This window comes from Streptosporangium sp. CA-135522 (assembly GCF_050949235.1).
Classification (GTDB): domain Bacteria; phylum Actinomycetota; class Actinomycetes; order Streptosporangiales; family Streptosporangiaceae; genus Streptosporangium.
Window position 1 is genome coordinate 2,395,434 of the sequence record NZ_CP192026.1, and the last position, 21,439, is coordinate 2,416,872.

Genomic DNA, 21,439 nt, shown 5'->3' on the forward strand with positions numbered 1-21,439 from the left:
CTCGCAGAAGGACCATCCGAATATGAGTACGGCTCGCGCCAAGCGCATCCCGCCGCCGAGCGGGTTGATCATCGTTGACAAGCCCGCCGAGTGGACCTCGCACGACGTCGTCGGCAAGCTCCGCGGCATCGCGGGCACCCGCAAGGTGGGCCACGCGGGCACCCTGGACCCGATGGCCACCGGAGTGCTGGTGGTCGGCGTGGAGAAGGCCACCCGGCTCCTGGGCCACCTCGCGCTCACCGAGAAGGGCTACGACGGCACGATCAGGCTCGGCCAGTCCACCAACACCGACGACGCCGAGGGCGAGGTCATCGCGACGGCCTCGGCCGCCGAGGTCGCCGAGGAGGAGGTCAGGAAGGGCGTCGCCGCCCTGACCGGACCGATCATGCAGGTTCCGCCGCAGATCAGCGCCATCAAGGTGAACGGCGAGCGGGCCTACAAGCGGGCCAGGGCGGGGGAGGAGGTCGAGCTCCGGGCTCGCCCGGTCACCGTGTCGGGCTTTGAGATCACCGGCATCCGCCGCGCCGGCGACCTGCTCGACGTCGATGTCTCGGTGACCTGTTCCAGCGGCACCTACATCCGTGCGCTCGCCCGTGACCTGGGGGCGGCCCTGGGCACCGGCGGCCACCTGACCTACCTGCGCCGCACCCGCGTTGGACCGTACGACCTGTCGATGGCGCGCACCGTCGAGCAGCTCTCCGCCGACTGTGTGATCCTGCCGATGGCCGACGCGGTCGCGGCGGCCTTCCCCCGCCGCGACGTGACCGCCGAGGAGGCGGGCATCGTCGCGCACGGCGGGCGGCTGCCCTCGCTCGGACTGGGCGAGGGTCCGATCGGCGTGTTCGGGCCGGACGGCACGCTCCTGGCCCTGGCCGAGGAGCACGGCAAGATCACCAAATCGCTGGCGGTGTTCGTCCCCTGACCCGCCGTCCCGTGTGACACGGTGGCGCCGGGTGTTCGTGTGCCCGGCCCGGTGTTCCGTGTGACACGGTGGCGCCGGGTGTTCGTGTGCCCGGCCCGGTGTTCCGTGTGACACGGTGGCGCCGGGTGTTCGTGTGCCCGGCCCGGTGTTCCGTGTGACACGGTGGCGCCGGGCGCGCGGCCCGGTGCGCGGTGGTTCGCATCAGCCGACGTCAGGCGGTCCGCCGCCCTCCAACGAGCTCCCCGATTGGAGGGATGGTCCCCGAGCATGGCAGGCTTTAGGGGTCGATCCGCTACAAGGGGAAGAGGCTGCGGTGCGAGGCTGGCACGGATTGGACGACGTGCCCGAAGACTGGGGCAGGTCCGTCATCACGATCGGCGTCTTCGACGGGGTTCACCGCGGCCACCAGCAGATGGTGGCGCGTGCCGTCGCCATGGCCGGTGAGCTCGGGCTGCTCTCCGTCGTGGTGACCTTCGACCCGCATCCGGAGGAGGTGGTGCGGCCGGGCACGCACCCACCCCGGCTGACGACGGCCCGGCACCGCACCGAGCTGCTCGCCGCCCTCGGCGTCGACGCGGTGTGCGTGCTGCCGTTCACGCTGGAGTTCTCCAGGATGAGCCCGGACGAGTTCGTGCAGACCGTGCTGGTCGACCGACTGCACGCGGGCGGGGTCGTGGTGGGGGAGAACTTCCGCTTCGGGCACAAGGCCTCCGGAGACGTCGAGACCCTGCAGACCCTCGGCGAGAAGTACGACTTCGTGGCGGAGGCGGTCCCGCTGGTGAGCAACGGGGAGACCATCTCCTCCACTCTCATCCGCGAACGGCTCGCCGCCGGGGACATGGAGGCCGTCGCCGCGGCGCTCGGCCGTCCGCACCGGGTCGAGGGCGTGGTCGTCCGCGGCTACCAGCGCGGCCGCCAGCTCGGCTTCCCGACCGCCAACGTGGAGTCGCCGGACTTCACCGCGATCCCCGCCGACGGCGTCTACGCCGGCTGGCTGCAGGGCATCTCGACGGGCAACCTGCCCGCGGTCTACGGCGGCGAGCGCTGGCCCGCGGCCATCTCGGTGGGCACCAACCCCACCTTCGAGGGCGTGCCGCGCACCGTCGAGGCCTACGCGCTCGACCGTGACGACCTCGACCTCTACGGCGCCCACATGGCCGTGGACTTCGGGCCCCGGCTGCGTGGCAACGTCAAGTTCGACTCGATCGAGGCGCTGATCGACCAGATGCACGCCGACGTGGACGAGGCCCGCCGCCTCACTTCCTGAGCGGTCGGCGTCGGCGCGCCCGAGCGGTCGGCGCCGACGCGGCCCGCCGCTCAACCGGCGGGCTCGGGCGGTCCCCCCAGCGTCTGCCGGGCGTAGGCCAGGGCGTGGGCCATGGACTCCTCCCGGCTCGCTCCGGGCACGCCGATCACGATCTGGGTGCTGAAGCCGTCCAGCATCGCGCGCAGCCGTACCGAGAAGGACTCCAGGTCGGCGGCGGCGAACTCGCCCTCCCGCACGCCCCGTTCCAGCAGGGTGATCAGGTCGCGGTGCCAGCCCAGGTCGATCTCCATCTGGCCCTCGCGCAGCGCGGGCACCGCCGGGGTACGGCTCCAGACGTCCACCCAGAGCAGCCAGCGCGGGTCGCCCGCCCCCTCGGGCAGATAGACCGCCACGTAGTCGCGCAGGCGGTCCATCGCGCTCCCCCCGGCGGCCAGCAACGTGCTCCTGGTCAGCGCGTGCCGGTCCTCGCTCCAGCGCAGGGTCTCCAGCAGGACCTGGTCCTTGCTGCCGAAGTAGTACAGGACATGGCCGCCGCTGGTGCCCAGCCGCCTTGCCAGCGCCGCCATCGTCAGCTCGGCGAGACCGTTCTCGGTGATCGCCTCCATCGCCGCCTCAAGCATCTGCTCACGTGGACGTTCCAGCCGCCGTCGTGCCATTTTGCCCCGTTCCGGTAAAGGGTCCCGGCGAACTCTTGACGTCTGACTGTACGGCAGTGCATTTTGAATGGCATTCAAATTATTTGAATGCTGTTCAAATGATCGCCACGTGAGGAGTCCTCCCCCGTGCTCAAGCAACAAGTGGCACCCTCCCTGCCTCGGGTGCTCGGCCTCTTCGGCGCGGTCATGCTGACCCTGTCGTGCGTCACCCCCACCTCGTCGCTGTTCATCATCGTCCCCGAGGTGCTCGCGGGCCAGGGTGGCGGAGCGGTCATCGCCCTGCTGGCCGGCCTGGTCGTGTCGGTCGGCATCGCCTTCTGCTACGCCGAGCTGGGCACGCTCGCGCCGAGTTCCGGCGGTGAGTACGCCATGGTCACCACGCTTCTGGGGCGCTTCGCCGGATGGGTCACCTTCGGCCTGTCGGCGGTCCTGCTGGTGATCATCCCGCCGATCATCGCGCTGGGCACCGCCGACTACATCTCCGACCTGTTCACGGTGGACCGCTCGATCGCTGGCGCGGTCGTCATGCTGCTGGCCACCCTCTTCGCGGTGCTCGACGTGCGCTCCAACGCGTTCATCACCGGGATCTTCCTGGCCATCGAGATCGTCGCCGCCGCGGTGGTCGCCGGGCTCGGCTTCGCCCACACCCAGCGTGAGGTGTCGGTGCTCGTCTCCCCGGTGGTGCCGGACGGCCACGGCGGCCTCTCGGCGTTCTCCCTGGCGATCCTGATGGCAGGGCTCACCGTCACCATGTTCTCCTTCAACGGCTTCGGCTCCGCGGTCTACCTCAACGAGGAGATCAAGAACCCGCGCCTGAACGTCCCGCGCACCGTCTTCTGGGCGCTGGGCCTGGCCGGGGTCGTCATCATCGTGCCCACGGCGGCCGCCGTGCTCGGCGTCGGCTCACTCGACGACCTGGTCAACGGCACCTTCCCCGACTACGTGCGGGCCTGGGCCGGCCCCGGCTTCGCCACCTTCATCAACCTGGGCATCGCCATCGCGATCCTGAACGCGGTGCTGGTCATGGCCCTGCAGAACGGCCGAGTCATCTTCGCCTCCGGCCGCGACCGCGCCTGGCCGGAAGCGGTCAACCACGCCCTGACCAAGCTTCACCCCCGGTGGGGATCCCCCTGGGTGAGCACCCTGGCCATCGGCCTGCCCGGCGCGCTCATGGCCGCGCTGTTCGACATCGAGGGACTGCTCGGGGTGACGTCGGTCGTCCTGACGATCGTCTCCCTGCTGATCGCGGTGGCGGCGCTGCGCGCCCGCACGGCCGCCCACGCCCAGACCCCCGCCTGGCGGATGCCGCTGTGGCCGGTGATCCCGATCGCGGTGATCGCCGCACTGGCCTACGCCCTGATCGAGCAGTCGTTCGCGGACCTGGCCATCGCGGGCGTCATCGTGACGCTCTTCACCGCCTACTACCTGTTCTACCTGCGCCCCCGCTCGGCGAGCCGGTGGGTCGTGACGACCAGCGAGGACTGACACGATGAACGACCTCCTCGTGCGCAACGCGCGCATCCACACCGTCGATCCCTCGCTGCCGTGGGCGCAGGCGCTGGCCGTACGGGACGGGCGGATCACCTGGATCGGCTCCGACACCGACGCTCCCGCCGCCGCCCGGACCATCGACGCCGGCGGACGACTGGTCCTGCCGGGATTCGTCGACGCGCACAACCACGTCCGGCTGGGTTCGGACCAGGCGTGCGTCCAGCTCGCCGGAGCCGATTCGCTCGACGAGATCGGGCGGCGGATCGCGCGATGGCGGCAGGCCAACCCGGAGGCCGGGTGGATCGAATGCGAGGCGTTCGCGTACTCCGCCATCCCCGGCGGGCGAATGCCGCACGCCGCAGACCTGGACCCGCTCACCGAAGGTCTGCCCGCCTTCGTGTTCGGCTACGACGTGCACACCATGTGGCTGAACACCGTCGCCATGCGGCTGCTCGGCATCGACCGCGACCACACGGACCTGCCGTTCGGCGTCGCGGAGACCGACGAGTCGGGCGAGCCGACCGGATTCGTCACCGAGTTCGCGGTCCGGGGACTCTCGCGCGACGGGCAGCGGGCGCTGGCCGGGCTGGGCGTGCCGTGGGCCAGTCCGGAGCGCGGGTATCCCCGGCTGCTGGACAGCCTCGACATGGCCACCGCGTTCGGCATCACCACGATCGTCGAGCCGCAGAACTCGCTGGAGGACCTGCCGCTGTTCGAGCGGGCCAGAGCCGAGGGGCGGCTGCGCTCCCGGGTGATCGTGGCGCTGTTCCACCCGCGGGGGACGAGCGACGCCGACCTCGCCGACTTCGCCGCCGCGGCGGCCGAGCACGACGACGAGTGGTTCCGGGTCGGTCCGCTCAAGCTCTACATCGACGATGTGGTGGAGCCGCGCACCGCCGCGCTCCTGGAGCCCTACTGCGGGCACTCGCACCGGGGGGAGACCTTCTATCCGCCGGAGGAGTTCGCCGGTCTGCTGGCCAAGCTGGACGCCGCGGGCTTCCAGGCGTTCGTGCACGCCACCGGCGACCGGGGCATCCGCACCGTGCTGGACGCCGTCGAGCACGCCTTCGAGGTCAACGGCCGCCGCGACGCCCGTCACCAGATCGTCCACGTGGAATGCCTCGACCCGGCGGACGTGCCGCGCTTCGCCTCGCTGGGCGTGGTCGCCTGCATGCAGCCCCGGCACTGCTCGCCCGACATCGCCGGTCCCGGCCACGACTGGGCCGCGGCGGTCGGCCCGCAGCGATGGGCCAAGGCCTGGCCGATGCGCTCGCTGCACGAGGCGGGGGCGGTGCTGGCGTTCTCCAGCGACTGGAACGTGGCCGAGATGGATCCCATGATCGGCATCTACACCGCCGTCACCCGCCGGGGCCTCGACGGCGGACCGGCGTGGATGCCGGGGGAGAGCGTCGAGCTGGAGACCGCCATCCGGGCCTACACCCTCGGCTCGGCGTACGCCAACTTCTGCGACCACGACCGAGGCTCCTTGACCGTCGGCAAGCTCGCCGACCTGGTGATCATGTCCGAGGACCTCTTCGCGATCCCGGCCGCCCGCATCCCCGAGGTGCGAACGGAGACCGTGATCGTCGGTGGCAGGGTGGTCCACCGGAGCGGCTGAACGGCCGTCCCGGCCCCTTCTGGCGACGTCCCCGGCCGGGCGGGAGCCCGCCCGGCCGACGGAAGCCCGGACCCTCGGGGTGTGCGGGCGCGTGGGGGCTGATGGTAACCTGGCATGTCAGCTCTGTAACCGGTGGCGTCACAACCCCGGCGCTGATCTCGCCACGGCGACTGTAGGCACGCACGGTCGCTCGGGCATCTTGTAAATCACGCGTGCCCGTAGGATTCCAAGGAGAGACGTGTCGCTCGACACCGCCGCCAAGAAGCAGATCATCGGTGAGTACGCCAAGGGAGAGACCGACACCGGTTCCCCCGAGGTGCAGATCGCGCTGCTGAGCAAGCGCATCAGCGAGCTCACCGAGCACCTGAAGACGCACAAGCACGACCACCACAGCCGCCGCGGCCTGCTGCTGCTCGTCGGTCGTCGCCGTCGTCTGCTGAAGTACCTGCAGAGCAAGGACATCACGCGTTACCGTTCGCTCATCGAGCGGCTCGGCCTGCGCCGATAGAATTGTGAGGGAGCGGCGCTCGCGCCGCTCCCTCATCTCATGTGAACGCATCCCGGCGCGTCGCGCCGCGAAGACGCCGTCTCACTGAGCAAACTGAATAGCCGAGATAGTGCCCCGCGTCCGCCAGCAAGCGCGCCCCACGGCGTCGGAGGGCCGGTCCTCGGTAGTGGCCCCCGGTCATCATGGCGTAAGCCATACGGAACCGGGCGCTTCGATCGAAGACCGGCGCTGCACCTACGGGGAGCCGGCAAGAAGACGACTCAGGCGCGAGACGCGTGCCTGAGTGGACGCGGGCGACCGACCACAAGGAGGTCCCCCGTGGAGGGTGTCCACAGCAGTGAAGCCGTTATCGACAACGGCTCGTTCGGCACGCGTACCATCCGGTTCGAGACCGGGCGGCTCGCACGCCAGGCGGCGGGTTCCGCCGTCGTCTATCTCGATGACGAGACCATGGTTCTGTCCGCGACCACCGCGTCCAAGAACCCCAAGGAGAACCTCGACTTCTTCCCCCTCACGGTGGACGTCGAGGAGCGGATGTACGCCGCGGGCCGCATCCCCGGCTCGTTCTTCCGCCGTGAGGGCCGTCCCTCCGAGGACGCCATCCTCACCTGCCGCCTGATCGACCGGCCGCTGCGCCCGTCGTTCGTCAAGGGCCTGCGCAACGAGATCCAGGTCGTCGCCACCGTCATGGCGCTCAACCCCGAGCACCTGTACGACGTGGTCGCGATCAACGCCGCGTCCCTGTCCACCCAGCTCGCCGGGCTGCCCTTCTCCGGCCCGATCGGCGGCGTCCGCGTCGCGCTGATCGAGGGCCAGTGGGTCGCCTTCCCGACCCACTCGGAGCTGGCCAACGCCACCTTCGACATGGTGGTCGCCGGTCGCGTCCTGCCGGACGGCGACGTCGCGATCATGATGGTCGAGGCCGAGTCCACCCGCGACACGCTCAAGCTCGTCGCGGAGGGCGCCGTGGCGCCGACCGAGGAGACCGTGGCCCAGGGCCTGGAGGCCTCCAAGCCCTTCATCAAGGTCCTGTGCGAGGCGCAGTCCAAGGTGGCCAAGGTCGCCGCCAAGGAGACCGCCGAGTACCCGCTGTTCCTCGACTACCAGGACGACGTCCTGGAGGCCGTGACCAACGCCGTCAAGAACGAGCTCGCCGCGGCGCTGACCATCGCCGGCAAGCAGGAGCGCGAGAGCGAGCTCGACCGCGTCAAGGCGCTGGCCGCCGAGAAGGTCGGCTCCGAGTTCGAGGGCCGCGAGAAGGAGGTCGGCGCCGCGTTCCGCTCGCTGACCAAGAAGCTCATGCGCGAGCGGGTCATCTCCGAGGGCGTTCGCATCGACGGCCGTGGCGTCAAGGACATCCGCCAGCTCAACGCCGAGGTCCACGTCGTGCCCCGCGTGCACGGCTCGGCCCTGTTCGAGCGCGGCGAGACCCAGATCCTGGGCATCACCACCCTGAACATGCTCCGCATGGAGCAGATGATCGACACGCTCAACCCCGAGCGCACCAAGCGCTACATGCACAACTACAACTTCCCGCCGTACTCCACCGGTGAGACCGGCCGCGTGGGCTCGCCCAAGCGCCGTGAGATCGGTCACGGCGCGCTCGCCGAGCGGGCGCTCGTCCCGGTCCTGCCGGCCCGCGAGGAGTTCCCCTACGCGATCCGCCAGGTCTCCGAGGCGCTCGGCTCCAACGGCTCGACCTCCATGGGCTCGGTCTGCGCCTCGACCATGGCGCTGCTCGACGCGGGCGTCCCCCTCAAGGGCATCGTCGCGGGCATCGCGATGGGCCTGATCAACGAGGGCGACCAGTACGTCACGCTGACCGACATCCTCGGTGCCGAGGACGCCATGGGCGACATGGACTTCAAGGTCGCCGGCACCAAGGAGGTCATCACCGCCCTCCAGCTCGACACCAAGCTCGACGGCATCCCCGCCTCGGTCCTGGGCGCCGCGCTGAAGCAGGCCAAGGGCGCCCGGCTGGCCATCATCGACGTGATGCAGGAGGCCATCGACTCCCCGGCGGAGATGAACGCGACGGCCCCGCGCATCATCACGATCAAGGTCCCGGTCGACAAGATCGGCGAGGTCATCGGCCCGAAGGGCAAGATGATCAACCAGATCCAGGACGACACCGGCGCCGAGATCACGATCGAGGACGACGGAACCATCTACATCGGCGCCACCGACGGCCCGTCCGCCGAGGCGGCCCGGTCGGCGATCAACGCCATCGCCAACCCGCACATGCCGGAGGTCGGCGAGCGCTACCTGGGCACGGTCGTCAAGATCGCCGCCTTCGGCGCCTTCATCTCCCTCATGCCGGGCAAGGACGGCCTGCTGCACGTCTCCCAGATCCGCAAGCTGCACGGCGGCAAGCGCATCGAGAACGTCGAGGACGTCATGAACGTCGGCGAGAAGATCCAGGTGGAGATCGCCGAGATCGACTCGCGCGGCAAGCTCTCCCTGGTTCCGGTCGAGGTCATCGAGAAGGAGGCCGCGGCCAAGGCCGAGGGCGGCGACGACGCCGCCCCCGCCGAGGAGCAGCCCCCGGCGTCCGGCGCCGACGAGCGGCCCCGCGAGGAGCGGCCCCGCCGCACCCGCACCCGCACCAGCGGCGGCAGCCGCGGGGGAGAAGACCGCAACTCGTGATCACGACCACTCTGCACCCCGGCAAGGACGGTGCCGGGGTCGTGCAGCGCACCGTCCTCCCCGGTGGGCTCCGGGTGGTGACCGAGTCCATGCCGACCGTGCGTTCCGTCGCGGTCGGCATGTGGGTCGGCATCGGATCGAGGGACGAGGCCCCCGAGCACATGGGGGCCTCCCACTTCCTTGAGCACCTGCTGTTCAAGGGCACCCCCACGCGGGACGCGCTGGAGATCTCGGCGGCGATCGAGGGCATCGGCGGGGAGATCAACGCCTTCACCGCCAAGGAGTACACCTGCTACTACGCGCGGGTCCTCGACGAGGACCTGCAGGTGGCGATCGACGTGCTCGCCGACGTGGTGACCTCCTCGCTCATCACCCCGGAAGACGTCGAGGCCGAGCGTGGCGTGATCCTGGAGGAGATCGCCATGCACGACGACGACCCCTCCGACATGGTGCACGAGCAGTTCTCCGCCGAGATGTACGGTGACACGCCCGTCGGCCGGCCGATCCTCGGCACGGTCGACTCGATCAACGCCGTGAGCCGCGACCGGATCGCGGAGTACTACCACCGCTACTACCTGCCGACGCACACCGTGGTGTCGGTGGCGGGCAACGTCACCCACGAGCAGGTCGTGGCCCTGGTCGCCGCGGCCTACGAGCGGGCCGGGGCCCTGGGCGGGGACGCCTCGCCGATCGCCCCGCGTCTGTCCGGCCCCGGCGCCGAGGCCCGTCCCGGGACCCGGGTGGTGCACCGGCCGACCGAGCAGGCCAACCTGGTCCTCGGCACGACCGCCCTCACCCGGACCGACGAGCGGCGCTTCGCGCTCGGCGTGTTCAACGCGGCCCTCGGCGGCGGCATGTCCTCGCGGCTGTTCCAGGAGATCAGGGAGAAGCGGGGCCTTGCCTACTCCGCCTACTCCTACACCTCCGCCTACGCCGACACCGGCCAGTTCGGCATCTACGTCGGCTGCCTGCCGTCGAAGATCGACGACGTGCTGAAGATCTGCCGGGAGGAGACCCTCCGGGTGATCGCCGACGGCCTCACCGAGGAGGAGATCGTCCGCGGCAAGGGCCAGATGCGCGGCGGCCTCGTGCTCGGCCTGGAGGACACCGGTTCCCGGATGTCGCGGATCGGCAAGGGCGAGCTCGTCTACGACGAGCTGCTCTCGGTCGACGACGTCCTCGCCAGGATCGACGCGGTGACCGCGGACGAGATCGCCGAGGTCGCCAAGGACGTCCTCACCCGGCCGACGACCCTCGCGGTCATCGGCCCCTACGAGGACAAGGACTTCGGCTGGGTCGTCGAAGGCTAGCCGTCCGGCGGTGAACGGCCCCGGCGTCGGCGCGCCGGGGCCGTTGCGCTGCCCGGGGATGGCAGCGCAACGGGGTCGTCTGCCCATCGCGGGCGACGCGCTCGCGTTCTCCCGGCCGGCGTCAGCCGAGCACCGGCGTCTGCGGCGGGCGGCCGATCTGATCCTCACCGCGATCGTGATCCTCACGGTCACCGTCGCCCTGCGGCACCTGCTGTGGCGGTTCGGCGTCCTGCGGCGCCGGCCTCGCCCGCGAACCGTCGTCCGGAGCGGGTACGGCGGCGAGGTTCCGCGAGGTCGGACGGTATAGCCTTGGGGCCGTGATCAGGGTTGGAGTTCTCGGCGCCCGCGGGCGCGTCGGTATCGAAGTGTGCAAGGCCGTCGAGGCGGCGGACGACCTGGAGCTGGTCGCGGCCGTCGACAAGGACGACCCGATCGAGGGCCTCGCGGGCTCCGAGGTGGTGGTGGACTTCACCCACCCCGACGTCGTCATGGGCAACCTCGAATGGTGCATCTCCCACGGCATCCACCCGGTGGTCGGCACCACCGGCTTCGACGCCGGGCGCCTGGCGACCGTCCGCGGCTGGCTGGACGACAACCCCGGCGTCAATGCGCTGATCGCGCCCAACTTCGGCATCGCGGCCGTGCTGATGATGCACTTCGCCCAGCAGGCCGCCCGTTACTTCGAATCCGTCGAGATCGTCGAGCTGCACCACCCGAACAAGGCCGACGCGCCCTCCGGCACCGCACGCCGTACGGCCGAGCTGGTCGCCGAGGCGCGGCGCAAGGCCGGGGCCGGGCCGATGCCCGACGCGACCAGCGCGGAGCTGGACGGAGCCCGCGGCGCGGAGGTGGAGGGTATTCACGTGCACGCGGTGCGGCTGGCCGGACTGATCGCCCACCAGGAGGTGCTCCTGGGCGGCGACGGGGAGCTCCTCACCATCCGCCACGACACCATGAGCCGTTCGTCGTTCACCCCGGGCGTGCTGCTCGGCGTGCGCCGGGTCGGGGAGACCCCGGGGCTGACCGTCGGCCTGGAGCCGTTGCTCGACCTGTAGACGAGGAACTCCTGCGGGGAGCCGTCCGTCCTACCGGATATGACGCGATCCGAGCTCGCCTGTCCCCTCTGCGAGGGGACGGAGTTCCAGCAGGAGCAGGGCAGGATGGAAGGTCTGTGGGGGATGAGCACCCACCGGATAACCCTGATGATCTGCGTGCGCTGCCGCTATATCCTTCCGTTCCATGGAAAGCAATCGATCTTCGACCTCGACTGAGGTGCGCTGGGCCGAGGCCGGCGAGCTGCCGGGGCTCGCGGCGGTGGAGACCGCCGCCGACGGGGTGTTCGCCCAGGTGGGCATCGTCTTCCCGGAGGGGACGACGATGATCGAGGAGACCCGCGACCCGTCACGGGTCCTGGTCGCGGGGGCTCCTCCGGTCGGGTTCGCGATGATCGGCCGGGTGGACGGGCTGGTCCACCTCGACCAGCTCGCCGTCCATCCGGATCACGGCCGCCGGGGCGTCGGCGGACGCCTGCTGGAAGCGGTCTGCGACCACGCGGCCTCGACCGGTTCGGCGGCGGTGACGCTGACGACGTTCCGGGACGTGCCGTGGAACGGGCCGTGGTATGCCCAGCGGGGCTTCGCAGTCCTCGATCCCGCCGAATGGGGACCGGAGCTGGCCGCGCTGGTGGCTCATGAGCGGGAGCTGGGCATCGAGCTCGCCCCCCGCGTCGTGATGCGCCGCGTTCTCTGAAGAGCACTGCGTTCTCTGAGGCGCGCCGTGTTCTCTGAGGTGCGCCGCGTCCGCGTCACAGGTCGCGCGGGAAGTCACAGATCTCGCAGGAAGTCGCGGAGGGCGGTTCCGATCTCGACGGGGGAGTCCTCCTGGACATAGTGGATTCCGCTGACGGTGACCTCGCGCTGGTTCGGCCAGCTCCGGGCGAACTCCGCGGCTCGGCCGACGAGCAGGGCTCCGGGTTCGGCGGCCACGAACAGCTTCGGGACGGGACTCTGCGAGAGCCAGCGCCCGTACTCCTCGACGATCTCGGCGACGTTGCGGGGGGTTCCGTCGATCGGCAGCTCCCGCGCGAACACCAGCGTCGGCAGGCGGGAGTCGGGCGTCTGGAAGGGGGCGCGGTAGGCCGCCATCTCCTCGTCGGTCAGCGCGCGCATGACGCTCCTGGGCAGGACCGTCTCGACGAAGAAGTTCTCCTCCAGGACCAGGGGCTCTCCCCTGTCGGAGCGCAGCACGCGAAACAGCTCGTCGCGGCCGTGTGTGAAGTCCGACCAGAGCCGCGGCTGGACGATCGCCTCCATGTAGGCGATCGCCTTGACCCGCTCCGGGTGACGGGCGGCCCAGTGGAAACCGAGCGCCGAACCCCAGTCGTGCAGGACCAGTGTGACGTTCTCCGTCAGACCCAGGGCGTCGAACCACGCGTCGAGATAGCGCACCTGGTCGTCGAACCGGTAGCCGCCGTCGGGCGCGGAGCCGGAGCGGCCCATGCCGACCAGATCGGGGGCCAGGCACCGGCCGAGGTCGCTGACGGAGGGGATGATGTTGCGCCACAGATAGGAGGAGGTCGGATTTCCGTGCAGGAACACGATCGGGTCACCGCTGCCCACCTCGACGTGACTCATCTCGGTGTCCAGGACGCGGGTTCGCTCGCGGGTGTGGGTGTCGGCCGCGCTGATCCGGGAAACGCTGATCGGGGAAACCTGGGGATATGCCATTGGTTCTTCCTTTTCAAAGGTGGATGACGGTGGTGAACACGATGCGCTTGAACCGCTCCAGGGGTTCGGGGCTCTGCTCGACCTTCATGCGGAGGATGGCGCCCTGCCAGGAGGTGATGAGGAAATCCGCCAGCTCCAGGGCCGGCACGCCGAGCCGGATCTGACCGGCGGCCTCGGCCTCCAGCAGGCATCGCGCGAACGGCTCCCGCCACTGGGCGAAGATCTCGGCAAGCCTGGCGCGGATCGTCTCGCTGTGCTCCGTGACCTCCAGGCTCATGTTTCCGATCAGGCAGCCGTGGTGCCAGCCGCGCTCCTCGAGCCGGTCGGTGATCGCGTCGAAGTAGGCCCGCAACCGCTCCAGCGGCGCGTGGTCGGCCTCCTCCACGGTGACCGCCACGACCGAGCGCACGTCCGTGAAATAGCGGTCGAGGATCTCCAGCCCGAACGCCTCCTTGGAGGCGAAATGGTTGGTGAAAGAGCCCTGCGGCACGCCCGCCGCGGAGGTGATGTCGCGAACTCCGGCGGCGTTGAACCCTCGGCGGCGCACCACCTCAAGGCCTTCGCTCAGGATCTGTTCTTTCTTCGATGGTCTGGCCACCCCTCCAATATGGACGACCGTATTGGTTTAGTCAACTCTCCGCGATCGTGATGCCGGTAGCATCGCTGGCGTGAGCCGGTTCCGTGATGAGGTGTGGCAGGTCGTCGAGGGTGTCTACGGTGAGATCCTGGTCCACCCGTTCCTCGCCGGACTGACCGACGGGACGCTGCCGCGTGAGGTCTTCCGGCACTTCGTGGTGCAGGAGACGCACTTCCTGCCCGACTACGCGCGGGCGCTGGCGGCCTGCGGGGTGAAGGCCGCCGACCCGGCCGTGGTGCAGCGGTTCGCCGGGGACGCGGCGCGCACGGTGGAGGTGGAGCACAGCCTCCACGTCGAGCTGCTGGCCGCGTTCGGCATGGACGAGGGCGACGCACGGGGCGAGGGCGCCACGCCCACCACCGTCGGCTACGGCTCCTACCTGCTGCGCGCCTGTCATCTGGGCACCTTCCCCGAGGCGCTGGGCGCGATCGTGCCGTGTTATTGGATCTACGCGAAGGTCGGCGAGGAGCTGCTGAAGCAGTCGTCGCCCGACCCGCTCTACGCCTGGTGGATCGAGACCTACGGCAACGAGCACTACCAGGAGACCGTCGCCGGGGTGCTCGACCTGCTGGACGAGGTGGCCCTGACGCTGCCGGAGGCCGATCGGGCACGTCTGTGCGAGCACGCGCTGACCACGGCGCGCTACGAGTGGCTGTTCTGGGACGCGGCCTGGCGGCGCGAGTCCTGGCCGGTCTGAGCCGCGGCTAACCTACTGGTATGCGCCTGCGGGACCTGTGCCAGGCCGACCACCTGGGGCTGAAGGTGCTCAGCGGTCACGATCTGCTCGATCGCCGGGTCCGTGGCATCGCCACCACCGACCTGATCGAGCCGGGCCGCTTCCTCAAGGCCGGCGAGCTCGTCCTGACCGAGCTGACCTGGCACGACGGCCCAGACTCCGCCAGGCGCTTCGTGGCCGCGCTGGTCGAGGCCAAGGTCGCCGCGCTCTGCTCCGGCACCGCACTCAAGGTTCCGCCCGCCGACCTCATCGACGCCTGCGCCGACGCCGGGCTGCCGATGCTCGCGCTCGGCGTCGAGGTCTCCTTCAGCACGCTCACCGAACACGTCCTGCGTGCCCTGATCGACGAGTTCGGCGCCACCCCGAGCCGGCCGTACGGCTCCCGCAGGCGGCTGGCCAGCACCCTCGTGGACGGCGGGAGCCTGAGCAAGGTCGTCACCGCGGTGGCGGGGGAGCTGGACGTGCCCTGCTGGGTAATGTCGGCGACCGGCCGGGTGATCGTGGGCTCGCAGCCGCTGCCCGCCGGGGCCGGCGAACGGCTGGCGCACGCGTTCCTGTCGGCGCGTTTCCTGCCCGGTACGGCGGTGCAGACCGACGGTACCGTGCTGTCGGTCTTCCCGGTGAGCAGGGGAGCTCCCCACCGGATCGCCAACTGGTTCCTGGCCTACGCCGGGGAGCAGGTGCGTGCGGGCGGCGAGCACGAGGACCTGATCGTGGAGCTGGCCGCCCTGGTGGCGCTGGAGCGCTCCCGGCTGGAGGCGGCCCAGCGGATCGAGCGGCGGGTGCTCGACCAGCTGCTGGGGCTGCTCGCCTCCGGGGACGCGAATCTGCCGGGGGTGGTGTCGCGGCTGCACACCCTGCACATCGAGACCGAGGACGGCCTGCTGGCCGTGGCGCTCGCGGTCGAGGGGACCGAACGCGCGGACGAGGTGGGCGTCGCCGTGCTCGACGAGCTGCTGCGGCCGTTGGCGCCGGGCGTGGCGACGGCGGTGGGCGGTGAGGCCGTCGCGCTGGTCCCGCTGGCGGGCAACAGCGCCGCCGAACTGACCTCCCACATGCTGGCCGGGGCCGCCACGCTGGAGGCCGGGCTGGGCGCCGCCCGGATCACGATCGGCGTCAGCAGCGTCACCACCGGACCGGCCGCGCTGAGCAGCCTGATCGAGGAGGCCAGGCATGCTCGCACGCTGGCCGAGCTGGGCGAAGGCCGGGTGTCGGCGATCACCGGGGACGACGTCAGCTCCCATCGCTCGCTGATCGCCGCGATCCCGGGGGAGCTGCGGCGTTCCTTCCGCACCCGGCTGCTGGGACGGCTGGAGGAGTATGACGCTGCGCACCAGACGGACCTGGTCGAGACGCTGGAGACGTTCCTGGAGGAGTCGGGCTCCTGGGCGGCGACCGCCGACCGGCTGCACGTGCACGTCAACACGTTGCGCTACCGGTTGAAGCGGATCGAGGAGCTGACCGGCCGGTCGCTCAACGCCCTGGACGAGCGGGTCGACTTCCTGCTGGCACTCAGGATGCGCTGACCCGCCGGCGGCCCGCCCGGGAGTCCACAAGGGCGTCCGGGACCCGTCCCGGACGCCCCCCGCAGCCGCCGGACCTCTCAGGACGCGCCGGGCGCGGCGGCGTAGGCGTCGAGTTCGGCGAGGTAGGCGTCCTTCAGATGGCGGGGCAGCCAGGTGATCTCGAAGGCGTTCCGCTCCAGCTGGACGAGCTCCTCCTGCGACAGCTTCAGCGCCTCGGCGAGGGCTGCGAGGTTCTCCTGGACGTAGCCGGTGAAGTAGGCCGGGTCGTCGGAGTTGATCGTGACGCGCAGGCCGAGGTCGAGCATCCGGCGGATCGCGTCGGCCTTCATCGAGTCGGTCACGTAGCCGTTGGAGATCGGGCACAAGGTCAGGCCCAGCCCCCTGGCACGGATCGCCTCGACGAGCGAGGGGTCCTCCAGGGCGTTGACGCCGTGGTCGATGCGGTTGACGCCGATCTCCTCGATGGCCTGGCGGATGTGCTCGGTGGAGTTCTCCTGGTCGACGTCACAGTGCATCGTCAGCAGGTAGCCCTCCTGCCGGGCCCGCTCGTAGACCGCCTTGAACTTCGCCGGCGGGTTGCCCTTCTCGTCGGAGTCGAGGCCGACGCCCACGATCCACTCGCGGTAGGGAAGGGATTCCAGCAGCGTCGCCATGGCGTACTCGGCCTGGAAGTCGCGCAGGAAGCACATGATGAGCTGCGCCCGCACCCCGAGCTGGGTCTCGGCGTCGATCAGCGCCCGGCGCAGGCCGCGGATGACGACGTCGAACGGCACGCCGCGCGAGGTGTGGGCCTGCGGGTCGAAGAAGATCTCCGCGTAGCGGACGTTCTGTGAGGCGGCCTTGCGCAGGTAGGCCATGGCCAGGTCGTAGAAGTCGGGCTCGGTTCGCAGGACGTCCATGCCCTCGTAGTAGATCTTCAGGAAGGAGGGCAGGTCGTCGAAGGAGTAGGCGGCCCGGATCTCCTCGACGGAGGCGTAGGGCAGGTCGATGCCGTTGCGCTCGGCGAGCTCGAACTTGAGCTCCGGTTCCAGGGTGCCCTCGATGTGCAGGTGGAGCTCACACTTGGGCAGGCCTCCGATGAAATCCTTCATTGTCAGCTCCAGGAGAGAATCGGGTCGATGACCTCAAGTTTGACGCAGTCGACCAGGCCGAGGTCGGTGATGGCGTAGTCGGGGATCGCGGTGATCGACAGGAAGAACAGATACATCAGCGGGGAGGGCAGCGCACAGCCCAGCTCGCGGGCCAGGTCGTCCAGGCGGCTCTCGGCCTCGGCCATCTCGGCGGCCGGCAGGTCGGAGACGATGCCGCCCACCGGTAGCGGCAGCAGCTGCAGGACCTCGCCGTCCACCACGACGACCTGGCCGCCGCCGGCCCTGGCGACCTCGTTGACGGCCAGGGCCATGTCGGAGCGGGAGGCACCGACGCAGATGATGTTGTTGTCGTCCGGGGCGGCGCTGGTCGCGATCGCGCCCCTGGTGATGCCGAACCCGTTGATCAGGGCGACCGGCCGGTTGGCGGTCTTGCCGTAGCGCTCGACGACCGTGATGTAGAGCGCGTCCCGCTCCACGGACGGCTCCACGATCCCGTCGGTCACCGCGAGCGTGACGTCGTGCCGCTTGCGGACGAAGACCTGCTCGGGGGACATCCTCATGGCCAGCGCGGTCACCGTGGCGGCGCCCTCGGGCGCGCGGAGCACGATGTCGTCGGCCGACAGCTCGGAGACGGGGAAGGGGCGCACCGCACCGCGGGAGGGGGGAGCGGAGGGGGTGATCATCGCATTGTCCCGGGCGACCGGCGTGCCGCCCGCCACGACCTCGCGCACCCGGAAGTCCGCCAGGTCGTCCACGATCAGCACGTCGGCGAACCGGCCGGGGGCGATGCTGCCGACCAGATGGTCGATCCGATACATCTCCGCGCAGTTGATCGTGGCCATCTGGATCGCGGTCACCGGGTCCACGCCCGCCTCGACCGCCATCCGGACCAGCTTGTCCATGTGCCCCCCGGCGAGCACGTCGGCGGCGTGTACGTCGTCGGTGCAGAAGGCCACCCGGCGGGCGCCCACCTGGGAGACCACCTTGATGTTCTCCTCCAGGAAGTGGGCGACGCTCGACTCGCGCACGATGGCGTAGATGCCCCGGCGGAGCTTGTCCAGCGTCTCCTCGGCCGAGTACGACTCGTGGTCCAGGCGGATCCCGGCCGCGGCCAGGCCGCTGATCCGGCGCGGGTCCGACAGCGGCGCGCAGCCGAAGACGGGCAGCCGGTGCCGCTCGGCCAGGTCGAGCGCCTCCATGACGGCCTCGTCACCGTGCTCGACGAACTCCTGCACGGTCTCCCAGATGCCGACGCACTCGGGCCACTCGTGGGCCTGCCGGTGCTCGGCCGGGCCGAAGGTGTGCCCGACGGTCGATTCGGGGACGGTGTAGGGGGCCTTGGCGGGCGCGCCCCACCAGATGCGCATGCCGGTGCGGGCGGCCTCGTCCAGGAAGCCGCGCACGCCGGGCAGGCCGTCCACCACGAGGATCTGGTCCAGGCCGGACACGACACTGGTGGTGCCGTAGGGGACGACCAGGTCGGCGAAGCTCGTCACCGACAGCTTGCTGCACTCGATGTGCAGGTGGCCGTCGATCAGACCGGGGACGAGGTAGCCGCCCGCGGCGTCGATGACCTTCGTCTCCGGGCCCCGGGGGAGATCCGTGCCGACGGTGGCGATGCGGGCGCCGCTGATGCCGATCTCGGCGGGATAGGTCTCACCGGTCAGCACGTTGACGAGGGTGCCGTTGGTGATGATCGTGTCGGCGGGACGCCGTCCGTAGGCGACGTCGAGCAGGATGCGGTCGACCATTTTCGCGGGAATGCCTTTCGGGTCGGGAAGCGCGGGGTGGGTGGCGCTTGGCGGGAGGCGCCGCTCAGGCGGCACGGGCCGGCCGCCGCGGGTCAGGCTGTGCGGGTCAGGCGGCATGGGCCGGCCGCCATGGGTCAGGCGGCGCCGGCCGGCGCAGGTCAGGCCGCGACGGGCACGGGGACGGGGCGCCGGTCGAGCGCGGCGTACACCAGGCCCGCGGCGAGGAAGCCCGCGAAGATGCTGAAGTCGGAGCCGCCGGTGGCCTGGGAGAGCGGTCCGGTGAAAGCCGTCGAGTTGATCCAGAGTGCTGCTGCGATCATGCCCACGACCTGCGCGACGATGCCGGTCCAGCGGATGCCGCCGCTGCCGTGGTACGGCCCGCCGTCGGCGAACAGGCCCTCGGCGTCGTAGCGGCCCCTGCGCCGCAGCCAGTCGGTGAGGTAGATGCCCGCCCAGGGGGCCAGCCAGATGATCAGCAGGCCGAGGAAGGTGTTGAGCATCGTGTTGAAGGAGTCGGAGAACACCGCCACACAGGTGATCGCGACACAGATGACCAGGTCGAGCACGACCGCCAGGGACCGGCTCATCCTGATCCCGGAGGCCTGCAGGTTCAGTCCGGAGGAGTAGAGGTCGGTGGTGTTGACCGCGAACAGCGTGACGATCGCCAGCAGCAGGTAGGGCACCACGAACCAGGACGGCAGCGCGCCGGGCAGGCCGGAGACGGGGTCGCCGGCGTCCTTGACCACGGTGGCGACGGCCGCGCCGAGTGTCATCAGCAGGATGTACGGCACGAGCCCGCCGAACATCGCGTAGCCGAAGACGGCCTTCTTGCTGGAGCTCGCCGGCAGGTAGCGCGAGTAGTCGCTGCCCAGCGGGGCCCACGACAGCCCACCGGCCGACATGACCAGCGCCACCGCGATGGTGAACGTGGCGAAGTCGGCGCCGTCGCCTGGGGCGACCTGCACCTTGGGCGCGATGAGGACGCCCATGACGGCGAACATCGCGACGAACACCCAGGTGAAGTACTTCTGCGCCTTCATCACCGCGGCGTGCCCGATGAGCGGCAGCACGAGCTGGATCAGTGCCGCGACGACGATCACGCCGATCTTCAGGCCGGCGCTCTGGCCGGTGACCCCGGCCTGGTCGAGCAGGGCCAGCGAGGCGAAGGTGATCAGCACCATGCCGCCGGCCTCGAAGCCGACCATGTTGATCCAGCCGAAGAAGCTGAGCGCCCGGGCACCCTTGGGGCCGAACGCCGCCCGTGAGATCGCCATCGTGGAGGTGCCGACGGCCGGGCCCTGCAGGCTCGTCAGGCCGACGAGCGGGAAGGCCAGCAGGTTGCCGATCACGATGGCCATGACCGCCTGCGGGAAACTCAGCCCCAGGGAGACGACGACGGTGCCGTAGACCAGGGTGAAGATGCCGAGCGTGGTGCCGCTCCAGAGGAAGAGCAGATCTCGCGGCCGGCCGTACCTCTCCGACGGCGAGACCAGCTCGATCCCGCGTTGCTCGACGGCCACGGCGCCTCCAACCTTGTCATTGAACATTCACGTTCAGTGAATCAAAGAGGAACGGGTGGGCCTGTTGTCGAACAGTACGAGCCTGGGGTACCCGGCCTGTATCGGTCTCCAAGGTGATCGTTCTTAAAGGGCTCGCAGTGCCAGGCCGATGGTGAACAGCAGGCCGTAGACGAGCTGGAAGCGGCCGGTCTGCTGGAGGGTGGCGATCAGGGCCCGGCCGGTCGCGCCCTGCCTGACGGCCTTGACCGGGGCGATCGCGAGCGGCGCGGACAGCACGGCCAGTGCGGTGAACGGCTGCCACGGCGCCATGACCGGCGCGATCACCAGGGGCAGGACCAGGCAGAGGGTGTAGAGGGCGCGGGTGCGGGTGTCGCCGAGCACCACGGCCATGGTGCGCTTACCGGCCGGGCCGTCGGTGACGATGTCGCGCAGGTTGTTGACCACCAGCATCGCGCAGGCCAGCAGACCCACCGGGACCGAGGCGGCCAGCGCCGTCCAGGGCAGCCATTCGAGCTGCACGAACGTGGTGCCGGTCACCGCGACCAGGCCGAAGAACACGAACACCGAGATCTCGCCGAGCGCGCGGTAGCCGTAGGGCCTGGAGCCGCCGGTGTAGAACCAGGCGGCCGCGATCGACACCGCGCCGACCAGCACCAGCCACCACGCGCCGGTGGCCACGACCAGCGCCAGCCCCGCCACCGCGGCGGCCAGGAAGCAGCCGAAGGCCGCGCCGAGGACCTGACGGGGCGTCGCCGCTTTCGAGCCGACCAGGCGCATCGGGCCGACGCGCTCGTCGTCGGTGCCGCGCACGCCGTCGCTGTAGTCGTTGGCGTAGTTGACGCCCACCTGCAGCGCGAGCGCCACGAACAGGGCGAGCAGGGCTCGCCACCAGATCGCTCCGCCGTATCCGATCGCGACGCCGGTGCCGACGACGACGGGGACGACGGCGGCGGGGAGGGTGCGCGGACGGGCGCCGGCGATCCACTGGCTCGGGGTGGCCATGGTGTTGCGGGTTTCCTCTCGGGCGGTTGCCG

The 21,439-nt window shown here is 70.3% G+C and carries 19 protein-coding genes; 12 read left to right on the plus strand and 7 right to left on the minus strand.

Translation table 11 applies throughout. The features are described 5' to 3' along the window. Positions 1 to 22 precede the first annotated feature (22 nt). Both truB and ACQPYK_RS11465 read left to right on the plus strand, forming a co-directional pair. Positions 23 to 922: a tRNA pseudouridine(55) synthase TruB gene (gene truB, locus ACQPYK_RS11460; RefSeq protein WP_433253954.1), complete on the plus strand. Its 900-nt coding sequence runs from the start codon at positions 23 to 25 to the stop codon at positions 920 to 922. 313 nt (positions 923 to 1,235) lie between these two features. After that, entirely contained in the window at positions 1,236 to 2,189 is a 954-nt protein-coding gene (locus ACQPYK_RS11465) for a bifunctional riboflavin kinase/FAD synthetase (RefSeq protein ID WP_433253956.1), read from the plus strand. Between the two features lie 50 nt (positions 2,190 to 2,239). Here ACQPYK_RS11465 and ACQPYK_RS11470 read toward each other — a convergent pair whose 3' ends face one another. Then, on the minus strand, positions 2,240 to 2,845 hold the full coding sequence (locus tag ACQPYK_RS11470) for a TetR/AcrR family transcriptional regulator (RefSeq protein ID WP_433253958.1): 606 nt from the start codon (positions 2,843 to 2,845) through the stop codon (positions 2,240 to 2,242). 126 nt (positions 2,846 to 2,971) lie between these two features. Between ACQPYK_RS11470 and ACQPYK_RS11475 the strand changes: the two genes are divergently transcribed. The 8 genes from ACQPYK_RS11475 to ACQPYK_RS11510 all read left to right on the plus strand — a co-directional run bounded on the left by ACQPYK_RS11475 (position 2,972) and on the right by ACQPYK_RS11510 (position 12,167). Continuing rightward, entirely contained in the window at positions 2,972 to 4,330 is a 1,359-nt protein-coding gene (locus ACQPYK_RS11475) for an APC family permease (protein WP_433253960.1), read from the plus strand. A gap of 4 nt (positions 4,331 to 4,334) precedes the next feature. Then, positions 4,335 to 5,954: an amidohydrolase gene (locus ACQPYK_RS11480; protein ID WP_433253962.1), complete on the plus strand. Its 1,620-nt coding sequence runs from the start codon at positions 4,335 to 4,337 to the stop codon at positions 5,952 to 5,954. Between the two features lie 238 nt (positions 5,955 to 6,192). Beyond that, a complete protein-coding gene (gene rpsO / locus ACQPYK_RS11485; protein WP_086576834.1) occupies positions 6,193 to 6,462 on the plus strand; it encodes a 30S ribosomal protein S15 in 270 nt (89 codons plus the stop codon). A 318-nt stretch (positions 6,463 to 6,780) separates the two neighbouring features. Further along, positions 6,781 to 9,108: a polyribonucleotide nucleotidyltransferase gene (locus ACQPYK_RS11490; protein WP_433253965.1), complete on the plus strand. Its 2,328-nt coding sequence runs from the start codon at positions 6,781 to 6,783 to the stop codon at positions 9,106 to 9,108. Then, on the plus strand, positions 9,108 to 10,418 hold the full coding sequence (locus ACQPYK_RS11495; protein WP_433258767.1) for a M16 family metallopeptidase: 1,311 nt from the start codon (positions 9,108 to 9,110) through the stop codon (positions 10,416 to 10,418). Before ACQPYK_RS11490 ends, ACQPYK_RS11495 begins: the two co-directional genes overlap by 1 nt. Positions 10,419 to 10,476: 58 nt before the next feature. Continuing rightward, positions 10,477 to 10,725, plus strand: a complete 249-nt coding sequence (locus ACQPYK_RS11500; protein WP_433253967.1) for a hypothetical protein — start codon at positions 10,477 to 10,479, stop codon at positions 10,723 to 10,725. Between the two features lie 10 nt (positions 10,726 to 10,735). Next, positions 10,736 to 11,473 (plus strand): 4-hydroxy-tetrahydrodipicolinate reductase, encoded by a 738-nt coding sequence (gene dapB, locus ACQPYK_RS11505; RefSeq protein ID WP_433253969.1) that lies wholly within the window; start codon positions 10,736 to 10,738, stop codon positions 11,471 to 11,473. A 184-nt stretch (positions 11,474 to 11,657) separates the two neighbouring features. Next, positions 11,658 to 12,167 (plus strand): GNAT family N-acetyltransferase, encoded by a 510-nt coding sequence (locus ACQPYK_RS11510; RefSeq protein WP_433253971.1) that lies wholly within the window; start codon positions 11,658 to 11,660, stop codon positions 12,165 to 12,167. A gap of 74 nt (positions 12,168 to 12,241) precedes the next feature. On the opposite strand, the gene ACQPYK_RS11515 is transcribed toward ACQPYK_RS11510, so the two are convergent. Further along, the gene (locus ACQPYK_RS11515; RefSeq protein WP_433253973.1) at positions 12,242 to 13,144 is read right to left on the minus strand and encodes a haloalkane dehalogenase; all 903 of its coding nucleotides are present in this window, start codon (positions 13,142 to 13,144) and stop codon (positions 12,242 to 12,244) included. 13 nt (positions 13,145 to 13,157) lie between these two features. Further along, complete coding sequence (locus ACQPYK_RS11520; RefSeq protein ID WP_433253975.1) at positions 13,158 to 13,742, minus strand: TetR family transcriptional regulator C-terminal domain-containing protein; 585 nt, start codon at positions 13,740 to 13,742, stop codon at positions 13,158 to 13,160. 70 nt (positions 13,743 to 13,812) lie between these two features. Between ACQPYK_RS11520 and tenA the strand changes: the two genes are divergently transcribed. Together tenA and ACQPYK_RS11530 are read left to right on the plus strand one after the other, a co-directional pair. Further along, a complete protein-coding gene (tenA, locus tag ACQPYK_RS11525) occupies positions 13,813 to 14,478 on the plus strand; it encodes a thiaminase II (RefSeq protein WP_433253977.1) in 666 nt (221 codons plus the stop codon). Positions 14,479 to 14,498: 20 nt separating this feature from the next. Next, the gene (locus ACQPYK_RS11530; protein ID WP_433253979.1) at positions 14,499 to 16,043 is read left to right on the plus strand and encodes a PucR family transcriptional regulator; all 1,545 of its coding nucleotides are present in this window, start codon (positions 14,499 to 14,501) and stop codon (positions 16,041 to 16,043) included. A gap of 77 nt (positions 16,044 to 16,120) precedes the next feature. On the opposite strand, the gene ACQPYK_RS11535 is transcribed toward ACQPYK_RS11530, so the two are convergent. The 4 genes from ACQPYK_RS11535 to ACQPYK_RS11550 all read right to left on the minus strand — a co-directional run bounded on the left by ACQPYK_RS11535 (position 16,121) and on the right by ACQPYK_RS11550 (position 21,407). Continuing rightward, positions 16,121 to 17,134 (minus strand): adenosine deaminase, encoded by a 1,014-nt coding sequence (locus ACQPYK_RS11535; RefSeq protein WP_433253981.1) that lies wholly within the window; start codon positions 17,132 to 17,134, stop codon positions 16,121 to 16,123. 2 nt (positions 17,135 to 17,136) lie between these two features. Then, positions 17,137 to 18,885 (minus strand): adenine deaminase C-terminal domain-containing protein, encoded by a 1,749-nt coding sequence (locus ACQPYK_RS11540; RefSeq protein ID WP_433253983.1) that lies wholly within the window; start codon positions 18,883 to 18,885, stop codon positions 17,137 to 17,139. Between the two features lie 158 nt (positions 18,886 to 19,043). Beyond that, a complete protein-coding gene (locus ACQPYK_RS11545; RefSeq protein WP_433253985.1) occupies positions 19,044 to 20,432 on the minus strand; it encodes a purine-cytosine permease family protein in 1,389 nt (462 codons plus the stop codon). Positions 20,433 to 20,528: 96 nt separating this feature from the next. Further along, positions 20,529 to 21,407 carry a 1,4-dihydroxy-2-naphthoate polyprenyltransferase gene (locus ACQPYK_RS11550; protein WP_433253987.1) on the minus strand — a complete coding sequence of 293 codons (879 nt, stop codon included), beginning with the start codon at positions 21,405 to 21,407 and terminating at the stop codon, positions 20,529 to 20,531. Positions 21,408 to 21,439: the final 32 nt, after the last annotated feature.

What these genes read in the sequence shown, in the direction of transcription:
- truB (WP_433253954.1), top strand. Translation starts at nt 23, where the DNA reads ATGAGTACGGCTCGCGCCAAGCGCATCCCGCCGCCGAGCGGGTTGATC.
- ACQPYK_RS11470 (WP_433253958.1), bottom strand. Translation starts at nt 2,845, where the DNA reads ATGGCACGACGGCGGCTGGAACGTCCACGTGAGCAGATGCTTGAGGCG.
- ACQPYK_RS11480 (WP_433253962.1), top strand. Translation starts at nt 4,335, where the DNA reads ATGAACGACCTCCTCGTGCGCAACGCGCGCATCCACACCGTCGATCCC.
- ACQPYK_RS11500 (WP_433253967.1), top strand. Translation starts at nt 10,477, where the DNA reads ATGGCAGCGCAACGGGGTCGTCTGCCCATCGCGGGCGACGCGCTCGCG.
- ACQPYK_RS11510 (WP_433253971.1), top strand. Translation starts at nt 11,658, where the DNA reads ATGGAAAGCAATCGATCTTCGACCTCGACTGAGGTGCGCTGGGCCGAG.
- ACQPYK_RS11515 (WP_433253973.1), bottom strand. Translation starts at nt 13,144, where the DNA reads ATGGCATATCCCCAGGTTTCCCCGATCAGCGTTTCCCGGATCAGCGCG.
- ACQPYK_RS11530 (WP_433253979.1), top strand. Translation starts at nt 14,499, where the DNA reads ATGCGCCTGCGGGACCTGTGCCAGGCCGACCACCTGGGGCTGAAGGTG.
- ACQPYK_RS11535 (WP_433253981.1), bottom strand. Translation starts at nt 17,134, where the DNA reads ATGAAGGATTTCATCGGAGGCCTGCCCAAGTGTGAGCTCCACCTGCAC.
- ACQPYK_RS11540 (WP_433253983.1), bottom strand. Translation starts at nt 18,885, where the DNA reads ATGGTCGACCGCATCCTGCTCGACGTCGCCTACGGACGGCGTCCCGCC.
- ACQPYK_RS11545 (WP_433253985.1), bottom strand. Translation starts at nt 20,432, where the DNA reads ATGTTCAATGACAAGGTTGGAGGCGCCGTGGCCGTCGAGCAACGCGGG.
- ACQPYK_RS11550 (WP_433253987.1), bottom strand. Translation starts at nt 21,407, where the DNA reads ATGGCCACCCCGAGCCAGTGGATCGCCGGCGCCCGTCCGCGCACCCTC.